Below are 19,062 nucleotides of genomic sequence, written 5' to 3'. Positions count from 1 at the left end.
ACAGGAGGTGTTCATGATAGCTCGCTGGCGTTGGATGGCTACGCGAATTGCCAAGCGTCTCTGGTTCAGAGCAACGCTTTTCTCCCTGTTGGGGGTGGTTACCGCGCTACTGGCCATGGTGTTCAAGGATGCAGTGCCGGTCAGCTTGCCTGCACGTATCGGTGCAGATGCCGTTGACAAGATATTGGGCATCATCGCCTCGAGCATGCTTGCCGTCACGACGTTTTCGCTCAGTACAATGGTCTCGGCCTACAGTGCCGCCAGCAGTGGCGTAACCCCGCGCGCCACTTCGTTGGTCATGGAGGACGCCACGACCCAGAACGCTCTGGCGACCTTCATCGGGTCCTTTCTCTTCAGCCTCGTCGGCATCATTGCACTGAGCACCGGAGCCTACGGTACACAAGGTCGTGTAGTGCTTTTCACCGTGACGATTGCAGTGGTGGTCCTGATCATCTACACCTTGCTGCGCTGGATTGATCACCTCTCCAAACTAGGGCGCGTAGGCGAGACGATCGACCGTGTCGAAAAAGCAGTGATCAAAGCCATCGAGCAGCGTGTTGAACACCCGTTTCTGGGCGCTGCAGCCTACCCGCCTGACCTCAAGCTTCCTGGGGTAACCCATGAAGTGAAAAGCCGCCAGACCGGCTATGTCCAGCACATCGATGTCCTCACGTTGAGCAAGATTGCAACGCGCACCGAGATTCGAATTTTCCTCGAAGTCCTGCCTGGCACCTTTGTACATGAGGGTATGGTGGTGGCACGGGCCTTGGCCGTGGATGGCGAGCCGCTCGATGACAATGGCGCGCTGGACATCGAGATGCTCGCTGCCGTGACCATCGGCCTCAGGAGAACGTTCGAGCATGACCCGCGCTTCGGGCTTTCGGTGTTGTCAGAGATCGCCTCGCGAGCGCTTTCTCCAGCGGTAAATGATCCCGGTACAGCCATCGACATCATTGGCCGCGGCATTCGCTGCCTGACGTGTTGGGGGAAACTGCATCCCGTGGCGCAAAGCACGGATAACGAATGCCCGCAGGTCTATGTTCGTGCACTGCTGGCGGATGACCTGTTTGACGATTTTTTTGCGCCGATCAGCCGGGACGGCGCGGCTTTGCACGAGGTCAATCTGCGCTTGATCAAAGCCCTGGTCAGCCTGGCGCGCATCAATCCCCGCGCATTTCAACCCGCCTGCAGCCGGCATGCCGCGCGCTTGCTTGCACACGCGGGCAGTGGGCTTGTACTTCAACAGGACAAGGACGAACTCCGCGCGCTTGCTGCCGAACTCATCGGTGTTCAATAAGTCTCGTGCGCCTGTACCCGATTGAATATTCGTGCTTGAAAAATCACACTATTCAGATGCATCAGAAGATGTAGAATCCCTCGCCAACCTCCTAACCTGATCATTCAGTTTTCGCGCCGAGTTCCGCCATGAAGCTGGCCCACCACACACGATCGCATGTCGCCTGGGTGCTGTATTTCAGCATCCTGTTCGGCTCGTTGCTGTGCGCCATGGGCCATGGGCAAATGGCCGGGTTGCGCCTGGCTGGCATGGATGATGCCGCCTGGTGCACGGCAGACAGCAGCGGCATGGTCCAAGGTGAGCAAGACTTCAGCGATCCGACCCTGCCTGCCGGCGGTGACTGCGTGATCGCCAGCCTGTTCAGCGCCACACTGCTGGCCGTATTTTTCGGCCTGCTGACCCTGCTCGCCGGCGAGCCGGGCAGCCCCTTACCCAACCAACCTCCGCCACGCCTGCCCAAGCAGCGTTGGCCCCTGGTCAATCCCCGCGCCTCTCCTGCTTCGCTTCTCGCGTTCTGACATCGCCACGTCCCCGTGCCGCCTGATCGGCAGCGGGCGTGTGCTCACCGATTTCAGCCAGGAAGCCTTGCATGTTCCGCATGACCACTTTGGCGCTGCTCGTTGGCAGCGCAACCTGTGCCTGGGCGCAGGATGACACCCTGACCCTGCCGGCCAGCAATGTCACGGCCACAGCCAATCAACCCAAGGAGGCAACCAGCCTTGACCTTGATCGCCCCATCGAAAGCGGCTCGCGGCTGAACCTCAGCGCCAAGGAGAACCCCGCCTCCGTCAGCGTTGCCGACCGCAAGACCATGGAGCGCATCGGCGCACGTAACTTCCAGGACGCCGCCAATGCACTGCCCGGGGTTAACGCCTCGGCTCCGCCCGGCTGGGGCGGATATGTGTCGTACCGAGGGTTCAACGGTGCCCAGATCAGCCAGTTGTTCAATGGCATCAATTTGCAGTATGGCGGCGCGGCGCGCCCGGTGGGCGCCTGGATCTACGACCGCGTCGAATTGCTCGGCGGGCCATCCTCCTTCCTCAACGGCAGCGGCGCTGTCGGTGGCAGCCTCAATTTCATCACCCGGCTGGCAAGCCGTGACGAAGACACCTTCGAAGGGCGCGTCAGTTATGCACGCTACGACACCATGGAAACGTCGGTCGCCTTCAACAAGGCGCTGAACACGGGCGACGGCCCGCGCCACTATGCCCGCCTCGACTACAGCCGCACCAGTACCAACGGCTATATCGATCGGCAGGAGAATGGGGCCGGCAACCTGGCTTTCTCGCTGCTTAGCGACATCAACGATCAGCTCTCGCACACGCTGGCCATCGAATACCTGGAAGAGCAAGAGGACAGCCCCTACTGGGGCACACCGGTATTGCAGCCATTGGTCGGTACCTTGCACATCGACAAGCACAACCGTTTCAACAACTACAATGTCGAAGACGGTCGCTACGAGCAGCGCACCCGGTGGCTGCGCTCGATCACCGACTATCGCTTCGATGACAACACCCAACTGCGTAACACCTTCTACCACTACAACGGCCAGCGCGATTACCGCAATCTCGAGGTGTATCGCTACAACGCCGACAACAGCGTCATCGCTCGCTCGGGCGGCTATCGCCAGCGGCACGACCAGGAGGTCAACGGCGACAGGCTCGAGCTGACCCATCAGGGCCAGTTGTTCGGCCTTGCCAGCGACTGGGCGTTCGGCATGGACTACAGCACCAACCAGCAAACCAACTACCCGCTGTCCAAGGGGGCGTTCGACACGGTTGACCCGAACGGCTTCGAACCCGGGCACTTCCTCGATATCCCCGGTATGGACGCGCCCATGACCAAGGGCAGAACCACCACCACCGACACCACCTCGGCCTTCGTCGAGAACCGTACCCGCCTGACCGATCAGCTGTCATTGATCACCGCACTGCGCTACGACCATATCGACTTCGACGTGGTCGACCATGTGGCGCGAGCCAGGCTGGACCGACGCTGGGACGCCATCACCGGTCGCCTGGGGCTGGTCTATGACCTGACCTCCAACGTCAGCCTGTACACCCAATACAGCACCTCGGCCGAACCACCAGGCGGTACCCTGACCAGCGCCTCGATCAGCCAGGTCGGCGACTTCGACCTGAGCACCGGCCGTCAGGTCGAAGTAGGCAGCAAGTTCGACTTCCTCGACGGCCGCGGCTCGGCCACGGCAGCGGCGTATCGCATCGTGCGCAAGGACATCTCCGTGCCCTCCTCGACCGTGCCCAACACCACCGAGCAGGCGGGCCAGCAGACCTCCACTGGCATCGAGCTGGCAGCCTCGTTCAAGGTCACGCCCAAGCTGCTGGCGGCGGGCAACTTCAGTTGGGTAAATGCCGAATACGATGAATTCAACGAGACCACCGGCGGCGTGGTGTACTCGCGCAAGGGCAAGAACCCGGTCAACATCCCCGACCGCGTGGCCAACCTCTGGTTGACCTACGACCTGGCGCCCGGTTGGCAGGTCGGGGCCGATGCCCGCTATGTCTCATCGGTGTACGCCAACACTGCCAACACCGCATGGGTACCGTCGTACACCGTCTACGGGCTCTCCATGACCCACGACCTGGACAAGCACGTGCAAGTCAGCGCGCGGCTGCGCAACCTCACCGACGAGGTGTATGCCCGCTTCATCCACCAGACCAACACCCAGTACTACCTGGGTGAACCGCGCAGCCTGGAAGTCGCTGTGCAGTGGCGCTACTGATGAGCGTGAAGCGCCAGCTGTACCTGTGGCACCGCTGGCTGGGCATCGTCGTCTGCCTGTTCATGGCGCTGTGGTTCGTCTCCGGGGTTGTCATGCTGTACGTCGGCTACCCCAAGCTGACACCGGCCGAGCGCCTGGCCCACCTGCCGGCTTTGCCGGCGGGGTGCTGCGCCGAGTTGCCCGAGCATTGGGCGCAACAGCCGCTGAAGGCGCTGCCCCTGTTCGCCTGGCTGATGCGGGTGTTCAGGGTGGCCGCCAGCATGCGCAGTCATTGAGCCCTCAGCGTGGTGCACCTGCGACAAAATGGCATGCCACGCAACGTATACAGCCCGCAACGGATGCGGCTTAATTCGCGCCACGTTCGGTTGGGTGACTCATGCTTTCACGTGCACGTGCACAACTTTGTCTGTTCGCCTGCTTCGCCCTGCTGTTCAACCTGCTGGCGATGCCGCTCGACCGTGCCTTGCAGGCACCCCGCATCGACAGCCAGTCGTTGATATTTGGCAGCTTCTGCAGCCTTCACGGTGCCCAGAGCCTGCCCAAGTCACTGTTGACCCAGCTCAAGGCAGACCTGCCGCAACTCGACCACTCCCCTGAACCCAAGCACCAGAGTGGTGACTGCTGTTGTGGCCATGCCGGCCATGCCTTGGCAGGCGGTGATTACTACCGCCATCTGTTCCCCCGCTACTGGCCGGCCGACCTTCTACTGGGAGACCGTCATGCCTTGCCGCTGCCACGAGAACAGTGGCCTCGGCTGAATCCCCGCGCCTCACCCCTGGCCTAAACCGTCGCTGCTGTCTTGTGGTCATGGCGTGCGCTGCACGACGCCTGACCTTGCCCGACCGTTTTTGCCAGGAAACCACCCATGCCTGCGTTCCGTTGTACCGCACGCGCCGTACTGCCCGTGCTCGCCTTGTTCGGCCTCAACCCACTGTCACTTGCCATCGCTGAGACACTGCCTGCCGAAAACTCGGTACTCACCCTCGGCGCGGTCAATGTAACCGGCACCGACAGCGGCCCCCTGGCCACAACCAGCGTGCTCAGTTCGGTGGATATTCTGGGCGGTGACATCCTCGAGAAGATGCCAGTTGCCTACAGCTGGGAGCTGTTCCGCCGGGCACCGGGGGTGATGCTCACCGAGTTCAACCAAGGCACCACCTCCGGCAAGCTGTCGTTCCGCGGTTTCAATGGCGAAGGCGAAATCAACGCCGTGAAACTGTTGATCGACGGCATTCCCAGCAACACCAATGACGGCAACATGCCCTTCATCGACTCGGTGTTCCCCATGGACATCGACAGCATCGAGGTGGTGCGCGGCACCAGCGACCCGCGCTATGGCCTGAACAACATTGCGGGCAACGTCAACATCAATACCCGTACCGGCGGCAACTACAACAAAGCGCGCATGCGTTATGGCAGCTTCAACACCCGCGAGGTGCAACTGGCCAAGGGCATCGAGACCAGTAACTGGACGCAGAACTACTTCTTCGCCCGCCAGCAGGTCGACGGCTACCGCGACCATGCCGACACCGAACGCTACAGCTTCGGCGGTAAATGGTTCTACACCCCGGACGATGGCAACTACCGCGTGGGCCTGATCGCCCGCCATTACGAGTCCGAAGCGCAGGAGGCCGGCTACCTCACCGAGGACAACGCCCGCCACCACCCGCGTATGAGCAACGACTACAACGCCACGGACAAGGGCACGCGGCGGATGAACCAAGTCAGCCTGCATTTCGATACCGAACTGGCGCAGACCCTGTCCTGGTCCGCCAGGACCTACGTCAACACCTTTGACGACCGGCGCTGGACCCAGTACTGGAGCAGCAGTTCGCAGCAGGAACGCGACACGTACGAAACCCAGTACGGCGCCATTACCTCGCTCACCTGGCGCCCGCAGGTCGACTGGCTGCATGCCTTCGCCCTGGAAGGCGGCAGCGATATCCAGAAGCAGGAAAACCGCAGCGAACGTTACCGCACGCTCAACCGCGTGCGGCAGGCGCAAACCCGCGACCAGCGTTACGACTTCAACACCGTGGGGGCCTATGTGCAGGCGGAGATCGAACCGGTCGAATCGCTGAAGATTGTCCCGGCGTACCGTGTGGACAGGATCAGCGGTGACTTCACCAACGAGATGACCGGCCAGGATTACGACATCAACGACTACGGCCTGATCAAACAGCCCAAGCTCAGCGTGGTCTATTCACCCTGGAAGGTCGCCAGCGTCTATGCCAATTGGGGCAGAACGTTCCAGGTGGGTACGGGCGCGGCCGCCTACAAAGTACCACCGCGCAACAAAGACCTTTCTCCGTCGATCAACGAAGGCTGGGAAACCGGTGTCAAGTTCACGCCAGCCGGTTGGGTCGATGGCCGCTTCGCCTATTGGCGCCAGGACGCCACGGGCGAGGTCAGCCGCCGTCTGAACGACCCCAGCGGCGAGTCGGACAACGTCGGCGAGACACGCCGCTGGGGCTATGACCTGCAGGTTAACCTGCACCCGGACGCACGCACCGAGATGTGGATGTCGTATTCCTGGCAGTACTCGAAAATCCTTGAGCCCAGCAGTGCCTTGCCAGCCAGCAAAGGCAAGGAAATCGACCACGTGCCGCATCACCTGTGGAACACCGGCATCAGCTACCAGGCCACCCCTGCCCTGCAATTGACGGCCTGGATGAATGGCCAGACCCACTACTACCTGGAACGCGAGAATACCCAGGGCCGGTATGGCGGTTACGTACTCACGAACCTTGGCGCGACGTACAAGGTCACCGAAGCGATGAGTGTCGACCTGCAGTTGAAGAACCTCACCAACCGCTACTATGAGTACGTGTGGTACGACCCGGATAGTGCGGAGGCTTCCCTGCACGCCCCGGGTGACGGTCGAGCGCTGTATGCCGGCGTGACGTTCGACTTCTGAAAGCCTGCACGTTGGTCGGCGCCAGTGGTTCGGGCAACACCCTCAGCTGCCTTGGCTTGCTCGACCACTTGTTGGCCGTGGCGATCGATTGGCTTTCGAATTGCGGGAAAACAGGCTATGTTCGTGATACGGAACTTGCGAGGGAAAACTGGCCTTCGGTCAAGGAAGGGATCCGCGCAACGACATGAAATGCGGAAAACGTCGCAGGTGCCGTAGCCGTGGTGATAGCCAGTTCTGCACTGCCACTACCTACCGCAACGCTTTCTGAATCCAGCAATCAAACATGGTGAAGGGCATCACATGTGAACGCCAGGAGGCTTTTCCAAGACGCCAGCAACGTGCCAGTATCCGCTACCGGTCACGAGTGGCGTCACCAGCCATGACAAACCTTGATCCCCGCGATGAAATAGCGCGCTCCGTACGGACGGATCGGCTCGAACAGCTGTTCGTCCAGTCAGCGCCTGCGGTGCTTGGCAGCTTCCTGGCCGCCGTAATGCTGTGCTGGTTGGGCTGGGAGCGTTTCGACCCGCACAGGGTCATGGTCTGGATGACGCTATTGGGCCTGTCGACCGGCGTGCGTACCGCCATGTTCTTCGCCTATCTGCGAGCACCCGCCAACCAGCGCACGGCCGAACGCTGGGAGTGGCGTTACTGGGTCACGCTGATGCTGTCGGCGGCTATCTGGGGCTGGGGCGCCTTTGCCGTAATGCCCGCCAACGACGCGCTGGGGCAGACGCTGATCATGCTGTTTGCCGTCGGCATGTCTGTCAGCGCGGTGTCGTGCTACTCCTCTTACCGCAACATGACCCTGGTGTCGATGGGCCTGGTCTTGCTGCCTTCTACGGGCTGGCTACTGCTGCAACCTTCCACGCTGCAACAAGGGATAGCCTTGGCGGTATTGGTGTTTGCCTGGTTCGTGGTCAGCGCGACGCGAAGCCTGTCCTCGGCATTGACGACGGCCTGGCGCCTGAAACACGAAATGCAACGCGCGCATCGGCTGGCCATGGTGGCCTCGTGCACGGACGAACTGACTGGCCTGAACAACCGACGTGCTTTTTTCGACAACGCGTCGACGCAACACGCCCAGTGCAAGGACGCAGGTGCATTCATGGCCGTGTTGATGCTGGACGTCGACCATTTCAAACAGATCAACGACACGTTCGGGCATGCCGCGGGCGACCAGGTGCTGCAGCGCATCGGTGCAGCGATCAGTGCCAGCCTGCGTGACAACGACATTGCCGGCAGGCTGGGCGGCGAGGAGTTCGCCATCCTGCTGCCCAATACGCCGCCAGACACGGCGATTGAGGTTGCCGAGCGCCTGCGGGCCCTGATAGCCAAACTGCGTGTGAATGATGAACACCCGGTCACCGCAAGCATAGGTTTAGCGTTCGCGAAGGCCCCTGCCTCTGAGCTCGGCGCCTTGCTCAGCAGTGCAGACAGCGCCATGTACCTTTCCAAGGTATCGGGCCGTAACCGGGTCACGGTCGCCAAACCGGAGCAGGAGGCATTGCGCAAGCAGCACTAGCCCCCAAGGAAGCGCTATGCAGGGTCCTGAGCCGCAGCCTCACCCGGCTCCGGGCGTTGCGTGCGGGTTCGGTGTTTCAGCAGCGCACGTGCCGCCAACGCCGCGAGCACCAGGCCCGGAGCCGCGGCCATCAGCAGCCCCCCCGCACCTGCGCCTGCTGCAAGGATCTGCCCAGCCGCCAGAGGGCCGGCCATGGAACCCAGGCGCCCCACCGCCACCGAAGCGCCCAAGCCCGTTGCGCGCACCTGGGTCGAATACAGCGTCGGCGCCAGCGCGTACAGCACCAACTGGCCACCAATGGCGCAATACCCTGCAGTGAACCCGGCCAGCAACATCAGCCCGAAACTGCTCGACAGCCCCAGCCCCGCCAACGACGCCAGCATGCCGGCGTAGGCGATCAATACCGCCCGCCCGGCAAACCCGCGGTCCATCATCCGACCGGTCAGGAACGATCCAGCCGCCCCACCCAGGTTGAACAGAATCTGCACGGCGCCCGCCTGCGGTCGGCTGAAGCCTTGGCCGATCAACAGCGACGGCAGCCAGTTGAGCAACATGTACAACACTGTCAGGGTGAAGAAACATGCCACCCACAGCAACAGCGTGCGGCTTGCCTGCTGCGGCCCGAACAGTTGGGCAAGCACACCTTCACTGCCAGCCTTGGCAACGCCTTGGGCACGGAATGCCTGGGACTCTTTCAGCCAGATCATCAGCACAAAAGCGATCACGATCGGTGCGATGCCGCCGACGTAGAACACCGTACGCCAACCGTCGCCCACGCCGGCCATGCCGATCAGCGACGCAACCGCCCCGCCCAGCGGCACACCACAGTAAGTCAGGCTGACCGCTGTGCTGCGCAGACGCTCGGGCGCCGCCTCGCTGGCCAGGGCGATCAGGATTGGCAACGCCGCCCCCAGCCCGAGCCCTGTCATCAGCCGCGCGATCAACAGCGAATCGTAGGTCTGGGCATGGGCGGTCCCTAGCGAGAAGCCGCCAAACAGCAGCACCGCCACGATCAGGATCGCTTTGCGGCCAAAGCGGTCTGCCAGCCAACCGCCGATCAGCGCGCCGGGCAGCAACCCCAGCAACCCAGCACTGAATACCCAACCGAGCATGGCAGGGGTCAGGTTGAATGCCTTGGCCATGTGCGGCGCGGCGATGCCGGTGGCCTGCAGGTCCAGCCCTTCCAGCAAGGCAACGAGAAAACACAAGCCGATGGTGAGCACGGCCTTGCCCGATGACGCGGATGAATGATGCATGTGTGGCCCTCTGTTGTTGTTATCGGTCGGGTGGTCAAAGGCGGAACGTGGCACGTACTGAGACGAACGACGAATCTTCGCCGCCAGCCTCCTTGATGGCCGTGCCCACGTCGTAGTACTTCAGGTCAAGGTCCAGGGTCAGGTTGGGAGTGGCAAGCCAGCGCGTGCTGGCGCGGTAGATGGTACCGACATGGCGACCCGTGCCGCGGGTGTTGGCCAACATGCTCATGCCGGGCATGTACACGCCGTCTTCCTCACGCTGTTTCCACACTTCGAAGATGCCGGGCTCGATGCGCAGCGTGCGCCAGGGCGAGAAGCCGAAGGTCGGCCCCACCACGATGATGTTGCTCAGGGTGGTGAGGCTGGCTTCGCCATAGACACCATTGCGTGGGTAAAGCGGGTCGAAGGTGCCGACTTTTCCGTCGCCCAGGTCACTGTCGCCGCTTGCGGCATCGATGCGCATGGCCAGGCGCGGTTGCCAGGGGTGGGTGAAGGTGAAGCCGCTGTCGCTCGACAGCGCCCAGGCGCGGATCGACGCGTTGCCCAGGTGGCCGGTCTGCCCGACGAGGTTCCAGCTCCAGTCCAGTGCCTGATGGCGGCCGAACAGCCGCGTGCCGAAAGTGTAGCGCTGCTCGTCACCCGACTCGCCGGCCAGGCTGCGGTCGTCGGTTTCCAGGCCAAAGGCTAGCAGGTCCATGTTCCACGACGCCGACAGCGGCAAGGTGCCGTAAAGGCCGTAGAACTTGATGTTGTTGTTGCTGCCATCGTCCCAACTGTCTTCACCGGTTTTCAGCGGGCGCACAGCGAATGCATCCAGCTTGCGTCCGTCCTTGAGGTTGAGGCTGGCGCGCACGCCGTCGAAGCTCAGGCGGATGTTCGGCGCGTCGCGGTAGGTGACCAACACCTGGTCGCCGAAGCCCATCTCCTGGCGACCTACGCGTGTGGTATAGCGCCCGGCGGCGAAATCGTGGTTGAAATCGACGAAGGCCTGTCGCACTTCATTGCGGCTTTCATCATTGGGCGAGTACAAGTCCTTGCCGAAGGCGCGGGTATTCTCGACCTGGACGAAGGTACGCACGGCATCGTCGAACAGGTGCAGGTCGGCATGGGCCTGCAGCCGTTGCTGCAGATAGGAATCGTCGTTCAGCCCGCGCAGGCCAAAGAAGGGTTTGTCCGAAGCATCGGCCCGGTAGCGGGCCTCAGCCCCGAGTTGCAGCCAGGCCGACTCTGACAGCCGATGGTAGCGCAGGCCATCGAAGGGGGCAGTGGCCTTGGCGGGGTCGTCGAGAAAGCGGTAGTCCTCGATCCAGCGAGGGGCCCCTGGCCTCCCCGGCCGGCTCTCTTCAAGCGGGCTGGCCGCGTAGGCGGACTGGCACAGCGAAAGCACCATGAGGGGCAGGCATACCCCGTTCAACGGCTTGATCATCAGAATTTCCCTTCACTTGTTTTTATAATTGTTCTTACAAACTGGATAACTCTATTAACGATTATTTTTGTTAACCATATGCGCCGTCAATAGCGTTTTGCCCGTGTACAAGGAATGATCAGCATCAAGCGTTCGCTAATCGCACACTTCTGCAGCGAGCGGCTGCGGCATTCATTCATCCGTCGCTAGAATCCAGTGGCGTGCTGTCTATTCAGAGGCCATGCGCAAAATTCGAGTCCATTACAAAAACAAGAGTCCCCCCATGAATTGCCTCCGCCCCCTTGCCGCCCTCGGCGTGCTCATGCTCGGTGCCAGCCACGCCATGGCCGCACCAACCGTTAAACAACCAAACATTCTGCTGGTGGTCGCTGATGACCTCGGCTTCTCCGACCTGTCGGCCCTGGGCAGCGAAATCCAGACGCCCAACCTGGACAAACTGTTGGCCGACGGCCGCCTGATGCTCGATTTCCATGCCGCGCCCAGTTGCTCGCCGACGCGGGCGATGCTGATGTCCGGCAACGACCCACACCTGGTCGGGTTGGGCATGATGTCGGAGACGCGCAAGCGCCTACCGGCCGGCGCAGAGGTACGCGCCGGCTACGAAGGCGTGCTCGGTGCCAATGTCGCGACCCTCGCCGAACTGCTGCACGACGCCGGCTACCGCACCTACATCGCCGGCAAATGGCACCTGGGCATGCAACCGGCCCAGCAGCCACACAACCGCGGCTTCGACCAGGCCTACGTGCTGCTCGAAGGCGGCGCGGCGCACTTCAAGCAGGCCAACATGGACCTGCAGTCGAACTACAGCGCCACCTATCGCCACAACGGCGAGCCGATCACGCTGCCCGACGACTTCTATTCCACCACCTGGTACACCGACCGCCTGATCGACGCGATCGACCAAGGCAAGGCCAGCAACAAACCGTTCTTCGCCTTTGCCGCCTACACCGCGCCGCACTGGCCGCTGCAGGCGCCGGATGCGTACCTGGCGCAGTACCGAGGCCGCTACGACCAAGGCTACGAAGTCATCGCCCACGAGCGCCTGAAGCGCCAGCGCGAAGCCGGCCTGGTGCCCGCCGACTTCCCCTTGCAAGCACAACTGGAAGGCGTGCCGAGCTGGGCATCGCTGAGCGATGAACAAAAACGCCAGTCCGCGCGCACCATGGAGGTATACGCCGCCATGGTCACGGCGCTGGACGCCGAGGTGGGGCGCCTGGTGGAACACCTGCGCAAGACCGGCGAGCTGGAAAACACGATGATCCTGTTCATGTCCGACAACGGTCCGGAGAACGCCACCCGTGTCGACCCCGAGTGGATCAAGGCAAACTTCGATAACCGCCTGGACAACTACGGCCGCCGCGATTCGTTCCTGATGATCGGCTCGGCCTGGGCCCAGGTCAGCGCCCTGCCCAGCCGTCGCTACAAGATGACCACCTACCAGGGCGGCATCCGCGTACCGGCCTTCGTCTACTACCCGGCCACCATCAAGGCCGGCCGCAGCGAAGAGCTGGCCAGCGTCCGCGACATCATGCCGACCCTGCTGCAACTGGCCGGTGCGCCGATGCCCGGCGTCAAGTACCGAGACCGCGATATCGTGCCGCCGCAAGGCACATCGGCGCTGAACTACCTGCAAGGCAAGGACAGCCAGATCCACGCCCATGACGAAGCCCTGGGGTGGGAAATCAACGGCAGCGCCTCGTTGCGCAAGGGCCCGCTGAAGCTGGTGTGGGATGCCACCGACAGCAAGCCGAGCTGGCACTTGTATGACCTGCGCAAGGACCCTGGCGAGCACCATGACATCGGCGCAGGGCACCCCGAGCAGGTGGCGCTGATGCTGCGCGACTGGAAGGCTTATGCCCAACGCGGCAATATCGCGGTCGATGCCGACGGCCGTCCGGCCAGCCCGATCCTGGTCAAGCCGCAATGATCGCCCGGGCAGCCGGCTGCGCAGCACTCGCCGCCGGCCTGCTCGCCGCCGCCTATGCCGTGTGGCCGCAAGCCCCGGCGCCGGCGCTGCTGTGCACGGGCTACAGCGGCCTGCCCGCGCAGCGCCAAGGCCCTTGGCGGGACGGCATGGTGCACGTGCCGGGCGGCGAGTTCAGCTTTGGTTCAAGCCGCTTTTACGACGAAGAAGGCCCGCCTCACCCCGCCAAGGTGTCCGGCTTCTGGATTGACGTGCATCCGGTCACCAACGCCCAGTTCGCGCGCTTCGTCAAGGCCACCGGGTATGTCACCCATGCCGAGCGCGGTACCCGTATCGAGGACGACCCTGCCCTGCCCGACGCGCTGCGGGTACCGGGTGCGATGGTGTTTCATCAGGGTGCGGACGAGCTCAGCCCCGGCTGGCAGTTCGTGCCCGGCGCCAACTGGCGACACCCGCAGGGGCCGGGCAGCAGCCTGGCCGGGCTGGACAATCATCCGGTGGTGCAGATCGCCCTGGAAGATGCCCAGGCCTATGCCCACTGGGCAGGCCGCGAACTGCCCAGCGAGGCGCAGCTGGAATACGCCATGCGCGGCGGCCTGACCGATGCCGACTTCAGCTGGGGTACCACCGAGCTGCCCAAGGGCAAGCTCATGGCCAATACCTGGCAGGGTCAGTTCCCTTATCGCAATGCGGCGAAGGATGGTTTTACCGGTACATCACCCGTGGGCTGCTTCCCGGCCAACGGCTTTGGCCTGTTCGATGCCGGCGGCAATGTCTGGGAGCTGACTCGCACGGGCTATCGGCCAGGCCATGACGCACAGCGCGACGCCAAGCTCGACCCCTCAGGCCCGGCCCTGAGTGACAGCTTCGACCCGGCAGACCCCGGCGTGCCGGTGGCGGTAATCAAAGGCGGCTCGCACCTGTGTTCGGCGGACCGCTGCATGCGCTACCGCCCCTCGGCACGTCAGCCGCAGCCGGTGTTCATGACGACCTCGCACGTGGGTTTCAGAACGATTCGGCAATGAATGGCAACGGCGTGGCGGCCGCGTCGATGGCCGCCACCTGCCGGTCGAGGTCGGGCAGCAGGTAGCTGAGGAAGAACCCAACGCTTTCCCGCTTTTCCCGGCGCTGTTCCGACCCCACTGGCGACGCCTGGATGCAGCGCGCGCTGCGGGCCCAGGCGAAGGCCTGCAGCACCGTTGCGCACAACTGCAGGAAGTCGCCTGCGGCGCGGTACGGAAATTCGGGATCGCCCGCGGTCATCGACAGCACCTTGGCCAGCACTGCCTCCAGCGTGTCGCACGCGCTGCCCAACGCGGTGGCAGCTGCGCCAGCGTCCGCAGCGGCCTCGGTACGCAACTCACCCAACAGCAGGGCGAACCCTTCCCCCCCATCGCCCAATACCTTGCGCAGCATCAGGTCGTTGGCCTGTATTTCGTTGGTGCCTTCGTAGATCATCGCGATGCGGCTGTCGCGCAAGGTCTGCTCGATGGCAAACTCCTGGGTGTAGCCATAGCCACCCAACACCTGCAAGGCCTTGCTTGCCAGGATGAACCCCTGCTCGGTGAAGGCCGCCTTGACGATGGGGATCAGCAGCGCCGCCAATGTCGCGGCCTTCGCCCGTTGTGCAGGCTCGACGGCGGCGACGGCGATATCCAGCCACTGGGCCGTCCAGTAGGCCAGCGCGCGCATCCCCTCGGTACGCACCCGCAACTCCAGCAAGACCCGCCGCATGGCCGGATGCAGGTGGATCGGGTCGGCGCCCTGGACGCCCCCCTTGGCCCGCCCCGGGGCACTCATCTGGCGCCGCTCCAGGGCATAATCGCGGGCCTGTTGCCAGGCGGCCTCGGCATGCCCCAGCCCTTGCAGGCCAACATGCAGCCGTGCGGAATTCATCATCACGAACATCGCAGCCAGGCCGCCATGGGGCTGGCCTATCAACCAGCCCCGGGCCCCCTCCAGGCGCAGTGCGCAGGTGGCGCTGCCACGGATGCCCAGCTTATGTTCCAGGCCGTCGCAGTACAGTGTATTGCGCTGGCCATCCTCCAGCCATTTCGGCACCAGCAACAGCGAGAGCCCGCGGTTGCCGGGCGGCGCATCCGGCAACCGGGCCAACACCAGGTGGAGTATGTCGCGGGTCAGGTCGTGTTCGCCGCCAGAGATGAACAGCTTGTTGCCACTGACCGCGTAGCCACCGTCACCCAGGGGCACGGCGCGGCAGCGCAACAGGCTTAGATCGCTGCCGGCCTGGGGTTCGGTCAGGCACATGGTAGGCAGGGTGGCACCACTGACGATGCCCGGCAGATAGCGCGCCTGCAGCTCGGCGGATGCATGGGCTTTCAGGCACAGGTAGGCACCGTGGGCAATGCCGGTGTACATGGCCCAGCCGTGGTTGCTGCCGAACAGCATCTCTTGCAAGGCCGCCTCCAGCACTAACGGCAGCCCTTGGCCGCCAAGCGCCGGGGCGCATGCCAGCGACGGCCAGCCACCGTCGACATAGGCGCGATAAGCCGCCGGGAATCCGTCCGGGGTGCGTACCTCCCCGCCCTCCATCTGGCAGCCCTGGCGATCGCCCGAACTGTTCAAAGGGGCCAGCACCTGCTCGCAGAAACGGGCCGCCTCTTCCAGTACCTGAGCCGCCAGGTCGAGGTCGACGTCGGCGTATGCCGGTAATTGCGCCCAGGCCTGATCGGCCCGCAGCCAGTGTTGCAAGACGAACTGCATGTCGCGCAGGGGCGCCTTCCAGGTCATCGGATACCTCCGGGTCAGGCAACGAAATGAGGGTTTTCGATCAGCAGCGCCATGCCTTGGCCACCGCCGATGCATGCCGCTGCGATGCCATAGCGCAAGTTGCCGTCGCGCAATTGACGGGCCAAGGTGTGGACCAGGCGCAGGCCTGTAGCGGCCAATGGGTGACCAAGGGCGATAGCGCCGCCATGGACATTGAGCTTGTCCACATCGAGTTCGAGCGCCTGGGCCACCGCCAGCACTTGGGCGGCCTGGGCCTCGTTGATTTCCAGGCGGTCGATCTGCTCCAGGCGCAGGCCGCTGCGCTCGAGCAGCAAGGTAATGGCCGGCGCCGGCCCGATGCCCATGAGGCCGGGCGGCACGCCAACAGCCGTGGCCATCAGCAAGCGCGCCAAAGGCGGATGAGTGCAATCGGAGTAGCGCGTGATCAAGGCTGCCGCCGCGCCATCGACCACCGCGCAACTGTTGCCAGCCGTCTGCACGCCACCGGCGTGCACCGGGCGCAGTCGGGCCAGTGCGGCCGCGTCGGTAGGCCGTGGGTGGCTGTCCTGGCTGACCTCACTCAAGCCACGCGGCAATGCAATGCCGCGTGGCTGGCAGCCTTCTGCCTCCAGTGCCTGCGCGGTGACGCTGACGATTTCCTCGTCGAACCAGCCCTGCGCCTGGGCTTGCAGGGCCCGCTGATGGCTGCGCAGGGCCCACGCGTCCACCGTTTCACGAGCGAGGCCATAGGCACGGGCCAGGTTTTCCGCAGTACCGATCATGTCCACGCCGGCAGCCGGGTCGTACAGGGCTTCCCAGAGAAAGTCCTTGAACCCGACCGGCGCCCCCAGGCGAAAACCGCCCCGGTGTTCATAGGCCGCGATCGGATTGCGCGACATCGACTCCGCGCCCACGCACAGCACCTGGCGGGCGCCACTGCGCAGCTGTTCACCGGCCTGACGCAACAGTTCAAGGCCCGTGCCACAGATGCGCTGCACCGCCAGTGCCGGTACCGCCTGCGGCACGCCACAGTAGAGGCCGACATGGCGTGGCAGCATGTAGGCGTCGAAGCTGGCCTGGGCCATGCTGCCGGCGAGCACGCTGTCTACCGCCTGAGGGGCGGCAGCTGCACGTGCCAGCACCGCGCGGCCGGCCTGGATGCCCAGGTCGATGGGCGAGATCGCGGCCAATGCGCCACCCAGGTCGACCCAGGGCGTGCGCACCATCTGGACGATGGCCGTGTCCTCGAAGACGGTGCACAGCCCGGCCGCACTCAAGGCCGCACCTTGGCGTGCAATGCGTCGGGGTCTTCGCCACGGTACAGCGCCTCGACCTGAGCGGCGCGCCGCTGCAGCACGGCGCGCTGATTGATCGAGCCCTTGTCGGTGATTTCACCGGCGTCGATCGACGGCGGCTCGGCCAGCAGCGACAGCCATTCGATACGGCTGGCGTTGCCCTGGGCATCGCGGTTCAAGCGCTCCAGCCAGTCAGCGAACCAACTGCGCACGGTGTCGTTGGCCAGTACCCGCGCATCGCTGGCATCCTCTGCCAACCCGGCCAGGCGCCGACACTCGGGCAGACGCGGGAACACCAGCAGACCCAGGCATTCACGGTCCGGCGCGGTGACCACGATGTCCTGAACGTAAGGCGAGCCCTCCAGCACTGCGCGGTTGCGCAGCGGCCCGACACTGACGAATACCCCGGACGAAAGTTTGAAGTCCTCAGCGATACGGCCATCGAACATCAGGCCAAGCTCGGGCTGCCTGGCATCGGCCAGCTTCAACGCGTCGCCCGAGCAGTAGAAGCCCTCCTCGTCGAACGCCTCGGCGGTCTGCTGCGGCGAGCGCCAGTAACCCGGCATGATATGCGGGCCACGGAAGCGCGCCTCGAGCTTGTCACCCACCGGCACCAGCTTCACTTCGCAGCCAGGTGCCGGCAGCCCGACATAGCCGGCCATCGACAAAGGCCCGGTGGTGAAGGTGCACGATGGTGAAGCTTCGGTCATGCCAAGACCGGCCATCATGCGGATGCGTTCGCCACAGTGTTGCTCGGCAATGCGGTCCAGCCGGTCCCAGACGCTTTGCGACAGGCCTGCGGCGGCAAAGAAGAACAGCTTGATGCGGGCAAAGAACACCTCGCGCAGCTCTGGGTCCTGCTCCAGTGCCTTGACCAGTTCCTCCCAGCCCTTGGGTACGGTGAGGTAGGCCGTGGGGGAAATCTCGCGCAGATTGCGCAAGGTCTCGGCAAAGCCTTGCGGGGTCGGCTTGCCGGCGTCCAGGTAGAAACTGCCCCCGTTGTAAAGCACGATGCCGAGGTTGTGGCTACCGCCGAACGTGTGGTTCCACGGCAGCCAGTCCACCAGCACCGGCGGCTCCTCGGCGAACGTCGGAAAAGTCTGCAGAAGCATCTGCTGATTGGCGCACAGCATGCGCTGGGTGGTGATCACCGCCTTGGGCAGCTTGGTCGAGCCCGAGGTGAAGAGGAATTTGGCGATGGTGTCCGGCCCGGTGGCGGCGAAAGCCGCATCGGCAGCCGCCAGGTCACCCGGTTGTAGCAGGCTGTCGAAGCTTATATGGGGGCGACCTGCGACCTGGCCACGTACGCTGATCACGCCGACCGAATCGTTCAGTACCGCCTCGAAGGCGCGCTGGAACGGCTGGCTGTCGCTGACGAAGACCACTCCGGGGGTGAGCACCTCGAAGACATGGCGCAACTTGGCGAAGTCTTGCGACAACAGCGCGTAGGCCGGCGACACCGGGCAATAGGCAATACCGGCATACATGGCGCCGAGGGCGATTTGCAGGTGTTCGATGTCGTTGCCGGAAAGCAGCGCCAGCGGGCGCTCGGCACTGAGGCCCAGTCCTAGCAAGTTGGCGGCGATGGTGCGCACATCGGCGAGCATCTGCACGTAGCTGATCGAACGCCAGGCACCGTCTGCCTGGCGTGCCGCGATGAAAGTGGTGTCCGGGCGCACCTGGGCCCAATGCACCAGGCGCTCGAGCAGGCGCGCCGGCAGCGGCGCCAGTGGCTCGACAGGTTGCATGCGCAGCACGTCGTCGACGTGGCTGACCTGCACCTGGGGATGCCCGATGGCCACCTGGCGGTAGCGCGGACGTTGGCCAGGGTCGGTCGACCCTGAGCGGGCTTCGTTATTCACGCAGGTTGCTCCTTGTTCTTGTTGTACATCCTGCCGCCGCCCGAAATGACGGGCGGCGGTCATCTTGCCGGTGGCCTGGGCCTGCCG

13 protein-coding genes and 1 pseudogene are annotated in these 19,062 nt (G+C 63.9%); 9 read left to right on the top strand and 5 right to left on the bottom strand.

Annotated features, from left to right (window positions below; genetic code table 11):
* Positions 1-13 precede the first annotated feature (13 nt).
* From PRJ_RS13080 to PRJ_RS13045, 7 genes and pseudogenes are all read left to right on the top strand, one after another.
* Positions 14-1,297 (top strand): DUF2254 domain-containing protein, encoded by a 1,284-nt coding sequence (locus tag PRJ_RS13080; protein WP_104961609.1) that lies wholly within the window; start codon positions 14-16, stop codon positions 1,295-1,297.
* A 128-nt stretch (positions 1,298-1,425) separates the two neighbouring features.
* The gene (locus PRJ_RS13075) at positions 1,426-1,815 is read left to right on the top strand and encodes a DUF2946 family protein (protein WP_104961608.1); all 390 of its coding nucleotides are present in this window, start codon (positions 1,426-1,428) and stop codon (positions 1,813-1,815) included.
* A gap of 71 nt (positions 1,816-1,886) precedes the next feature.
* Complete coding sequence (locus PRJ_RS13070) at positions 1,887-4,040, top strand: TonB-dependent siderophore receptor (RefSeq protein WP_104961607.1); 2,154 nt, start codon at positions 1,887-1,889, stop codon at positions 4,038-4,040.
* 5 nt (positions 4,041-4,045) lie between these two features.
* Positions 4,046-4,222, top strand: a pseudogene (locus tag PRJ_RS30375) (PepSY domain-containing protein); the annotation flags it as partial.
* A gap of 194 nt (positions 4,223-4,416) precedes the next feature.
* Positions 4,417-4,824 carry a DUF2946 family protein gene (locus PRJ_RS13060; RefSeq protein WP_104961606.1) on the top strand — a complete coding sequence of 136 codons (408 nt, stop codon included), beginning with the start codon at positions 4,417-4,419 and terminating at the stop codon, positions 4,822-4,824.
* Positions 4,825-4,905: 81 nt separating this feature from the next.
* Positions 4,906-6,957: a TonB-dependent receptor gene (locus PRJ_RS13055; protein WP_104961605.1), complete on the top strand. Its 2,052-nt coding sequence runs from the start codon at positions 4,906-4,908 to the stop codon at positions 6,955-6,957.
* Between the two features lie 466 nt (positions 6,958-7,423).
* Positions 7,424-8,482: a diguanylate cyclase gene (locus PRJ_RS13045; RefSeq protein WP_104962874.1), complete on the top strand. Its 1,059-nt coding sequence runs from the start codon at positions 7,424-7,426 to the stop codon at positions 8,480-8,482.
* 14 nt (positions 8,483-8,496) lie between these two features.
* Here PRJ_RS13045 and mhpT read toward each other — a convergent pair whose 3' ends face one another.
* Entirely contained in the window at positions 8,497-9,738 is a 1,242-nt protein-coding gene (mhpT, locus tag PRJ_RS13040) for a 3-(3-hydroxy-phenyl)propionate transporter MhpT (RefSeq protein ID WP_020191847.1), read from the bottom strand.
* A gap of 34 nt (positions 9,739-9,772) precedes the next feature.
* Positions 9,773-11,164, bottom strand: coding sequence for an alginate export family protein (locus tag PRJ_RS13035; RefSeq protein ID WP_012052237.1), 1,392 nt, complete (start codon positions 11,162-11,164; stop codon positions 9,773-9,775).
* A 262-nt stretch (positions 11,165-11,426) separates the two neighbouring features.
* Here PRJ_RS13035 and PRJ_RS13030 point away from each other — a divergent pair, with 262 nt between their 5' ends.
* Together PRJ_RS13030 and PRJ_RS13025 are read left to right on the top strand one after the other, a co-directional pair.
* A complete protein-coding gene (locus PRJ_RS13030; protein WP_104961604.1) occupies positions 11,427-13,091 on the top strand; it encodes an arylsulfatase in 1,665 nt (554 codons plus the stop codon).
* Positions 13,088-14,113, top strand: coding sequence for a formylglycine-generating enzyme family protein (locus PRJ_RS13025; RefSeq protein WP_104961603.1), 1,026 nt, complete (start codon positions 13,088-13,090; stop codon positions 14,111-14,113). The genes PRJ_RS13030 and PRJ_RS13025 overlap by 4 nt, the downstream gene beginning before the upstream one ends.
* Here the strand turns inward: PRJ_RS13025 and PRJ_RS13020 are convergent.
* The 3 genes from PRJ_RS13020 to PRJ_RS13010 are packed head-to-tail and all read right to left on the bottom strand — an operon-like array spanning position 14,094 to position 18,975.
* On the bottom strand, positions 14,094-15,839 hold the full coding sequence (locus PRJ_RS13020) for an acyl-CoA dehydrogenase family protein (protein ID WP_104961602.1): 1,746 nt from the start codon (positions 15,837-15,839) through the stop codon (positions 14,094-14,096). The genes PRJ_RS13025 and PRJ_RS13020 overlap by 20 nt on opposite strands.
* Positions 15,840-15,853: 14 nt before the next feature.
* Positions 15,854-17,095: a thiolase family protein gene (locus PRJ_RS13015; protein ID WP_104961601.1), complete on the bottom strand. Its 1,242-nt coding sequence runs from the start codon at positions 17,093-17,095 to the stop codon at positions 15,854-15,856.
* Positions 17,092-18,975 (bottom strand): feruloyl-CoA synthase, encoded by a 1,884-nt coding sequence (locus tag PRJ_RS13010; RefSeq protein WP_104961600.1) that lies wholly within the window; start codon positions 18,973-18,975, stop codon positions 17,092-17,094. Before PRJ_RS13010 ends, PRJ_RS13015 begins: the two co-directional genes overlap by 4 nt.
* Positions 18,976-19,062 lie beyond the last annotated feature (87 nt).

This window comes from Pseudomonas sp. XWY-1 (genome assembly GCF_002953115.1).
Lineage (GTDB): Bacteria > Pseudomonadota > Gammaproteobacteria > Pseudomonadales > Pseudomonadaceae > Aquipseudomonas > Aquipseudomonas alloputida.
The sequence above is the reverse complement of the archived record's forward strand: the minus strand, read 5'-3'. Positions and strand labels throughout refer to the sequence as shown.

Excerpts from the sequence above, each read along its gene's own strand:
- PRJ_RS13080 (WP_104961609.1), top strand. The coding sequence starts at position 14 with ATGATAGCTCGCTGGCGTTGGATGGCTACGCGAATTGCCAAGCGTCTC.
- PRJ_RS13075 (WP_104961608.1), top strand. The coding sequence starts at position 1,426 with ATGAAGCTGGCCCACCACACACGATCGCATGTCGCCTGGGTGCTGTAT.
- PRJ_RS13070 (WP_104961607.1), top strand. The coding sequence starts at position 1,887 with ATGTTCCGCATGACCACTTTGGCGCTGCTCGTTGGCAGCGCAACCTGT.
- PRJ_RS13060 (WP_104961606.1), top strand. The coding sequence starts at position 4,417 with ATGCTTTCACGTGCACGTGCACAACTTTGTCTGTTCGCCTGCTTCGCC.
- PRJ_RS13055 (WP_104961605.1), top strand. The coding sequence starts at position 4,906 with ATGCCTGCGTTCCGTTGTACCGCACGCGCCGTACTGCCCGTGCTCGCC.
- mhpT (WP_020191847.1), bottom strand. The coding sequence starts at position 9,738 with ATGCATCATTCATCCGCGTCATCGGGCAAGGCCGTGCTCACCATCGGC.
- PRJ_RS13035 (WP_012052237.1), bottom strand. The coding sequence starts at position 11,164 with ATGATCAAGCCGTTGAACGGGGTATGCCTGCCCCTCATGGTGCTTTCG.
- PRJ_RS13030 (WP_104961604.1), top strand. The coding sequence starts at position 11,427 with ATGAATTGCCTCCGCCCCCTTGCCGCCCTCGGCGTGCTCATGCTCGGT.
- PRJ_RS13025 (WP_104961603.1), top strand. The coding sequence starts at position 13,088 with ATGATCGCCCGGGCAGCCGGCTGCGCAGCACTCGCCGCCGGCCTGCTC.
- PRJ_RS13020 (WP_104961602.1), bottom strand. The coding sequence starts at position 15,839 with ATGACCTGGAAGGCGCCCCTGCGCGACATGCAGTTCGTCTTGCAACAC.